Genomic DNA, 8,141 nt, shown 5'->3' with positions numbered 1-8,141 from the left:
GGCGGGACCGCTCTATTTGGGTGGGGGTGGGTTTTGTGCTTCCCCCTACCCCCCGCAGCGACCCGGCCCGGCCCGCGCAGTCGGCGGTTTAGCAGAGAGAGCTGTTTCGCTGAAAAATCACCAGATTGCGACGTTTTTCAGCCCGACCCGCCAACCTCTCCCTTTCGCCGCCAACAAAGGCCCAGGTGGAATATGCGAGCATGTGCGTCTTCGCCGTCAGAACCGCCCACGACCCCCGCGAAGCGTCGCAATCTGGCTGTTTTCCAGCACAGACAGCGCCCTCCCTGCCAAACCGCTGTTGGCAGAGGTCGGGCCGGGACGCTGCGCATCATGTGCGACCAACTCGCGTCTGCGGCCAACCTGCAGGCGCAGTCGGCCGCAGATGCGACCGACCCACGAGCGCGATGGGCACGCAGCGCGGTGGGCGCGGCCCTCGTCGACGACGGTTTGACAGAGAGGGGCATCAGACGCCCGAAGGGGTCGGCACCCGAAGCGCCCCGCCCTCTCCGGATGACAACGCCGATAGAAACCGAACTCCCACGTCAATCGACCGTTGACAACCGGCAGCCGGCAGTCATCAGCGGCTAGGCTCCAGTCGGCAACCATCAGCGGCCGGGCTCCGGTCGGCCTCCATCAGCCGCCAGCCATCAGCTACCAGTCACCGACAGCCGGCAGTCATCAACCGACAACCGCCAATCGAAGGCCACGCCTGGCTGCCGGTAGCCGCCAATCGCCAGCCAGCAGCCGTCGGCCGGCCGTCAGCAGCGAGGGCTTACAGCTCCTTGGAGTACTCGGCCCACCAGGCCAGTACCTTGTTGCGCAGCTCCTCGGGCGAGCCGTCGTTGTTGAACACCACGTCGGCCGCCTCGATGCGGTCCGCGTCGGTGATCTGCTGCGCGATGCGACGGCGCACGTCGGCCTCGTCCCAGCCGGACTTCACCGCGCGCTCGATGCGCATGTCGAGCGGCGCGAGCACCGCCATGACCACGTCGGCGTCGTAGGCAAGCGACGAATGCCGGTTCTTGAACACGGACTGCTCCACCACCACGGCCGCATGGCCCTCGCGCTCAAGCTCGGCCACGCGGTCGGTGAACGCCTCCTCTATGCGCGGCAACGTGATGCGGTTGAGCTTGCGCGTCTCGGCCGGGTTCACGAAGGCCTTCGCCGCAAGGTCGCGGCGGACGATCTCGCCATCGGACCCCAGGATGTCCGCGCCGAACGCATCGACCAGCTCCTCTTTCACCGTGTCCCACAAAAGCACATCGTGGCCCACCTGATCAAGGTCGATATAGGGCAGGCCCTGGTCGACGAGGGCCTTGCGCGCCGTGGACTTCCCAGCACCCATGCCGCCGATGACGAACAGCTTCTTCATGCTTGCTCTACCTCCTCGATCATGCCGCCCCCGAGCACGGTGTCGCCCTCGTACAGGACGGCGCACTGCCCCGGCGCCGTCGTCGGCTGCGCAGCCCGCAGCGCCACCCGCACGCGCCGGTCGCCTTCCGGCTCCATGATACACGCAACGGGCCGGCTCCGGTAGCGCAGTTTCACCATCGCCTCGCGCGGGCCGTCGAGCGCCTCGAACGCCTGCCAGTTCATGCCCGACACGCGCACCGCCCCGATGCGCGCCTCGTTGGCAAAGCCCACCACCAGCTCGTTTGCGGCCACGCGCTTCTCCACCACATAGTAAGGCTCGGCGGCGGCGATGCCGATGCCTTTGCGCTGCCCCACGGTGTAGCCCGGCAGCCCCTCGTGCCGCCCCAGCACCCGCCCCGTGCGGTCCACAACATCGCCCGGCTCCCCCGCCGCGCCGCGCTCGCGCAAAAAGTCCCGGTAATCGCCCTCTATGAAGCACACGTCCTGGCTCTCCGGCTTCTCGGCCACGGAAAGCCCCAGATCAGCCGCCATCACGCGCACCTCGGCCTTCGTCATGCCGCCCAACGGCAGCACGAGGCGGGCCAGCTGCTCCTGGGAGAGCAAAGCCAGCATGTAGCTTTGGTCCTTGCGCGCGTCAAGCGCGGCCTTCACGACGAAGCGCCCGTTCGCGGACAGCTGCGCGACGCGCGCGTAATGGCCGGTGGCGATGCGATCGCAGCCCAACTCGGCGGCGACGGACGCGAGCGCCGGCAGCTTGCAGCAGGCGTTGCACCCCACGCACGGGCTGGGCGTGAGGCCGCGCGCGTACGCCTCGGCGAACGGCTCGACCACGCACCGCTCGAACAGCGCCGTCGCGTCGTGGACCAGATGGGCGACTCCCAGCGCCTCGCACACGCGCGCGGCATCCGCCTCGGCGGCGCGCGCGCCCGCGTCGTCGTGGAAGCGGCACGTCACGCCCACCACCTGGAAGCCCGCGCGCAAAAGAAGCGCGGCCGACACCGCGCTGTCCACGCCCCCGCTCATCCCGAGCGCCACCCGAGGGGGCCGCCCGGCACAACCGATTCCCTGCGAATCCGACACGATCCTCCACCAATCTTGAAACCGCCCGACTTCGCCATTATAGGGCAAGCGCGCTGGTATACTGGTGAGTTGCGCCGAACACGAGAAGAACAGGAGGGCGCCGGACATGCCGGCCGAACACGCCAAGACGAAGTCACGCTACATCCCCGCCCTCGACGGCCTGCGCGCGTTCGCCGTGCTCGCCGTCATCGCCTACCATATGGGCATGGCCTGGGCCCCGGGCGGCCTGCTGGGCGTCACCGTGTTCTTCGTGCTCTCCGGCTACCTCATTACCAGCCTGCTGCTCATCGAATGGGACAACACCGGCCGCATCGACCTGCCGCAGTTCTGGCTGCGCCGCGTCCGCAGGCTCTTCCCCGCCATCGTGTTCGTCATCGCGTGCTCCGCGGCGCTGTTCACCGTCTTCGACCACAGCCTGCTCACCAAGCTGCGCGACGACATGTGGGCCGCGCTGCTCTGGGTCACGAACTGGTGGTACATCCTGCGCGACGTCTCCTACTTCGACGCGCTGGGCGCGCCTTCGCCGCTCACGCACTTCTGGTCGCTTGCCATCGAGGAGCAGTTCTACGTGATCTGGCCGCTCCTTCTGTTCGCGGCGCACAAGCTGGGGGTCAAGCGCGCCGCCATGCGCAACGCCACGCTGGCGCTGGCCGTGGCCTCCGCCGCCGAGATGGCCTTGCTCTACACCCCCGACGCCGACCCGAGCCGCGTGTACTACGGCACGGACACGCGCGCGTTCTCGCTGCTCATCGGCGCATGGTTGGCGTTCGTGTGGCCCTCGCACCTGCTGGGCGCGAAAAGCGGCGTGCGGTTGACCAAGCGGGAGCGCACGGTGTTCGACGGGGTGGGCGCGGCCGCTTTCGCCGGGCTTGTGGCCATGGCCGTGCTGGCGGACGGCTTCTCTCCGTTTTGGTACTACGGAGGAACGCTGCTCGCCTCTATTCTGACCGCTGTCCTCATTGCCGTCATGGTGCACCCGGCCAGCGCTCTTGGCAGGGCGGCCAGCGCCAAGCCGCTTGTGTGGGTGGGGCTGCGCTCCTACGGCATCTATCTATGGCACTACCCGCTCCTTCTGCTCATGAGCCCGCAAAGCGCCATCGGCGAGACGCCGTGGTGGATGTACCCGGTGCAGCTCGCGGTCATCTTCGCGTGCGCCGCGTTCTCGTACCGCTTCGTGGAAAATCCCATCCGCCGCGGCTCCATCGGCGCGTTCGTGCGCCGCGTGCGCGCGGGCGAGGTGGACATGCCCGACTGGCTGCACCTGCACGCCATCCCCGCCGTGGCGGCAGCGGCCGTGACCCTCACCGCGGTAGGCGGCCTTGTGCTCGTCCCGCCCACCGCGGCTATCGAGGGCGCCGATTTGCTCAAAGACGAGAGCGCCCACACCGCCGGGCTGCCGCCCGCGCCCGCCGAAGGGGAGGCGCCCGCCGAGGAGCGGCCCCGACTCGACCTCATCATGATAGGCGACTCGGTTTCCGTGCGCGCCATCCCCGCCTTCCAGGAACGGTTCCCCTACGGCGCCATCGACGCCGCCGTGAACCGCCAGCTGCCCGTCGGGCGCGACGTGTACGCCTCCTATGCCGACCAGGGCATCGTGGGCGACGTGGTGGTGTTCGCGCTGGGCACCAACGGCGCAGTCACCGACGAGCAGGTGGACGAGCTTGTCAACACCGTGGGACCCGACAAGCAGGTGTTCTTCGTCAACACGCGCAGCCCGCAGAACTGGGTGGCCGACACCAACGCCGCGCTCGCGCGGGGGGCGGAGCGCCACGGCAACGTGAGCGTCATCGATTGGTACGGCGCCAGCGCGAGCCGGGGGGATTGGTTCGACGGCGACGGCACGCACCTGTCGGAGGAGGGCTGCCAAGCCTACATCGACCTCGTCCACAGCGCAGTGGCCCCGCTTCTGCCCGCCCACGAGGAGGGCGACCAGGCGGCCAGCGCGCAAACCCCGCTCCAGGCGACCGTCGCCCAGGCGAAGACCGCGGCAACGGGCGCCGTCGCCCCGCTCGTCCGGAACATGGTCGACGGCATGGCGCAAGAGCGGGAGCAGTAAGGACCGAGGGTCGCGATCACGGGGAGGGGGAGGCATGGTACGCGAGCGAACGGGGGCTTCGTCCATCGACCGACGACCCCCAACATGGCCGCTGCTCGGATTGGCTCTGGTCGTACTATGGAGCTGCTTTCTCCTCAAGCCGCTCGACGCGCTCGCCCCCGCTTCGTTCGAGGCGTTCTACGCAGCCCAAGGCGCAACCATGCTCGCAGCGGCCGCGTTCTCCTCCCGCCGCAAAGCCGATCCCCCGCCGCTGCTCGACTACCCGTTCGCCCTGGCCATGCTCCTCTCTCCCTTCATCGCGCAGTTCCCCCATCCTGTCTTTCACGAAGCCAGCCTGCTGGCAGGCGGCATACTGGGCGGTTGTTCCTGGTCGTGGTTTTTGGCGCGCTGGTTTTCCCTGTACACGCAGCTGCCGACGCGTTTCATGCTCATCTGTTTGATGGGAGCGCACGCGCTCATGCCGCTTTTGCGGCTCCCCCTTGAGTTCGTGCCGCTCACCGCAGCCCTCGCCATCACCGCCATCGTGCCCATCGTCATCGTCCCCTTGTTGAGGAGGGCCTCCCTGAGCATCTCCGAAGCGCGGGCCGCGCAAAACGAGCAAAGCGAGCGGGAGCCCCTCCCGCTTGACGGATCCAACCTGAGAACCGTCATAGGGGAACTTGTCGTTTACGGCGTTGCCGTGGGGCTGTTCCGCATCAACGCCGACACCGCATCCCTTCCCTGGCAGCTTATCGTGGCGGGTCTTGCCGTGAAATCGGCCATCCCATTGATCTTGCTGTGGCTCGTGTGGCGCGCCCGCGGCGGAATGAGCCTCAACCTGGTGTGCCAAATAGGAATCGTGTTCATCCTCATAGCCGTCTCGGCAGCTTCGAGCCAATGGCAGAACCCTCCCGCCGCGTTCGCCATCTTCGACTGCATGCGCCAAGCCGTCTACATCCTGCTCACATTGGCGCTCGCAGCGCTCACGCAGCAAACCCGGACGCGACCCGCCGTCGTGTTCGGCGTCGGGTGGGGCTCCTACACCGCAGCCGTGTTCCTTGGCATGCTGGCCGCCGACGCGCTGGGCACGCAAGGCGTCCACGCCGGCACGCTCGCCGTGCAGCTCGTCTGCATCCTGGCTGTCACCACCATCCTCGCATTCACCTTGAAAGACGATCTGGACATGCGCCTGTTCTCCACCAAGCCTCCGGAAGAGCCGCCGCCCATACAAAACTTCGAAGAGCTCGACCGCCGCTGCGAGGCGCTTGCGCGCGAGCGAGACCTCACAAGCCGCGAGCTTGACGTGATGAAGCTCATCTGCCGGGGCCGCTCCAAGCGCTACATCGCCGAGCACCTGATCATCTCCGAGAACACCGTGCGCAGCTACGCGAAGTCGCTCTACCGCAAGCTCGACATCCACAGCCGCCAGGAACTCATGAGCACCATAGGGCTGGAAGAGGAATAAAGCACCTGGTAGAAGCCGACCACCCGTCCCGGGTGGTCGATCCTCCCCCGAAAAACGACACCGAACGTGCGTAGCGAGACCCCCGCGCCTCCCGCCAGAATGCGAACCAGCCCGGAACCGACCGGGAAACCGTTTCGCAAGGAGGGACAGCATGCACGCGACAAGCAACGGAAAACGCGCGGGAATCGACCGCCGCAGCTTCCTCAAAGGCGGCGCCGCCCTAGGAGGCATGGCGGCCCTGACGGGCCTTGCCGGATGCTCGGGCGCGCAAGGCGCGACGTCCGGCTCGGAAAGCTGGATGCCCGAGCGGTGGGACGCGGAGGCCGACATCGTGGCCGTGGGCGCCGGCGGCGCCGGGCTGGCCGCCGGCATTGAGGCGCGCGACCTGGGCCTTGACATCATCGTCTTGGAGTCGCAGTCGAAGGTCGGCGGCAACAGCGCCATCTGCAACGGAGGCATCTGCATACCCGGATCGCCCCTGCAAAAGGAGCAGGGCATCGAAGACTCCCCCGAGCTTATGGCCAAGGACCTGCTCGAGTACACGAAGGAGGACAACTACCCCGAGTACATAGAGCTGCTCGCCGAGCAGCAAGGGCTTCTGTGGGAGTGGCTCACGGACCTCGGAGTGGAGTTCCGCGCGGAAAGCCTCATCGGCACCACGGGCCAGTCGGTGCCCCGCGAGCATCACGTGGCCCCCGGCGGCGCCATCAACACGCTCGCTGAGGCGGCCGAGGAGCGCGGCGCCGACATCCGGCTGAACACGCCCGCAACGCACTTCATCCAAAACCCCGTCACGAAAGAGGTCATCGGGGTGCAGGCGCAGGACAAAAGCGGGAACCCCCTGTACTTCAAAGCCCGCAAAGGCGTGCTTCTGTGCTCCGGAGGATACGCGCGCAACGTCGACATGCTCAACAAGTGGGTGTTCGGCGCGGGCGCCGAAGTGTATATGGACGGCTGCATGGACGATATCGGGCAGGATGGCTCGGGCATCCTCATGGCCATGGAGATAGGGGCCGACACGCGCCACATCGACTACTTCAACATGCTGACGGCCCGCAATCCCAAGGGCGGCATCAGCGACGCATGCTCCATCTTCCACGTGGGCGCCGTCTTGGTGAACAAGGAGGGCGAACGCTTCGTCAACGAGGCGCAAGGCTACATCAACGTGTGGAACGAGGTGAACGCCCAAACCGACCAGAGCTGCTTCCAGATATGGGACCAGACCATCTTCGATGCGTACGCGGACAACGACAGCGCCTACTATTCCATGGCCAAACTCACGGACTCGGGGCTTTTGCTGCAAGCGAACACGTTCGAGGAATTGGCCGGCCTCATGGGCGTCCCGGCCGACGCGCTTGCGGCCACCATGGCCCGCTATAACGACGACGTGGCTTCCACCGGCCGAGACAGCCTGTTCGGACGCGAGCATCTGGTGTCCATGAACGCCGAGCCCGTCCCCGTCGTCACTCCGCCGTTCTACGCTTGGGAGACCACCAACTCCATCTGCTGCACCAAAGGCGGCATCCGGCAGGACGCCACGCAGGGATGCCAGGCCGTGAGCGTGATGGGAGACCTCATCCCCCGGCTGTACCTGGCCGGCAACGTGAGCGGCTACTGCAACTGCGGCATTATCCTCGGCACGCATAACGCGAACAACTCCTCCGGCATAGGCTTCGGCGGCGCGCTTGCGTTCGGCCGCTACTGCGTCCAGCAGATGGCCGGCAACGCAAACTGGGACGAGGCGTAACGCCCCTCCCCTCTGTCAAACCAGGACTGACATAAGCCTGGCCGGGGTTCGGGCGGGGAGGGCCTCGCCCGGCGCCCGGCCAGGGAAGGCTCGGCCCGGGGTTCGGCAGACGCCGGTTCGCGTCAACGGCGGTTTAGCGGAGATGCGGCGAGAAGATGGCGAGAAATAACCGAAATCGGAAGCCTGCGCGCTCCTTGCGGGCTTCGCAAGAGCAACGCGCAAGGAGCGACCAGGGCTTTTTCGACGATCCGGAAAGGTGCGTGGCCGATTTCTTTCCGACTTCGGTGAATTCTCGCCATCAACGGAGGTCCTTCCTGCTAAACCGCCGCCGGCATGGACCGGGCCGGGTCGCTGCACGCAGGCCGCCCGGGTGCCCCGGAAGCCCCCGACCCGCCGGGCGGGCCTTGCCCGACGCCCGACCGGAGGGGGCCCGGCCCGGG

Annotated in this window: 5 protein-coding genes; 3 read left to right on the top strand and 2 right to left on the bottom strand. The window is 67.2% G+C overall.

Annotation, left to right across the window (positions count from 1 at the left end; genetic code table 11):
• Window positions 1–772: 772 nt before the first annotated feature.
• Both coaE and mnmA read right to left on the bottom strand, forming a co-directional pair.
• Window positions 773–1,372, bottom strand: a complete 600-nt coding sequence (gene coaE / locus ACWKY3_RS13845; protein WP_449316978.1) for a dephospho-CoA kinase — start codon at window positions 1,370–1,372, stop codon at window positions 773–775.
• Window positions 1,369–2,409 carry a tRNA 2-thiouridine(34) synthase MnmA gene (mnmA, locus tag ACWKY3_RS13840; protein ID WP_449316979.1) on the bottom strand — a complete coding sequence of 347 codons (1,041 nt, stop codon included), beginning with the start codon at window positions 2,407–2,409 and terminating at the stop codon, window positions 1,369–1,371. The genes coaE and mnmA overlap by 4 nt, the downstream gene beginning before the upstream one ends.
• 151 nt (window positions 2,410–2,560) lie before the next feature.
• On the opposite strand from mnmA, the gene ACWKY3_RS13835 reads away from it, so the two are divergent.
• The 3 genes from ACWKY3_RS13835 to ACWKY3_RS13825 all read left to right on the top strand — a co-directional run bounded on the left by ACWKY3_RS13835 (window position 2,561) and on the right by ACWKY3_RS13825 (window position 7,701).
• Entirely contained in the window at window positions 2,561–4,510 is a 1,950-nt protein-coding gene (locus ACWKY3_RS13835) for an acyltransferase family protein (protein WP_449316977.1), read from the top strand.
• A 34-nt stretch (window positions 4,511–4,544) separates the two neighbouring features.
• On the top strand, window positions 4,545–5,954 hold the full coding sequence (locus ACWKY3_RS13830) for a response regulator transcription factor (protein WP_449316976.1): 1,410 nt from the start codon (window positions 4,545–4,547) through the stop codon (window positions 5,952–5,954).
• A gap of 151 nt (window positions 5,955–6,105) precedes the next feature.
• A complete protein-coding gene (locus ACWKY3_RS13825; protein ID WP_449316975.1) occupies window positions 6,106–7,701 on the top strand; it encodes an FAD-dependent oxidoreductase in 1,596 nt (531 codons plus the stop codon).
• Window positions 7,702–8,141: the final 440 nt, after the last annotated feature.

The organism is Rubneribacter sp. (assembly GCF_965361815.1).
The sequence above is the reverse complement of the archived record's forward strand: the minus strand, read 5'-3'. Positions and strand labels throughout refer to the sequence as shown.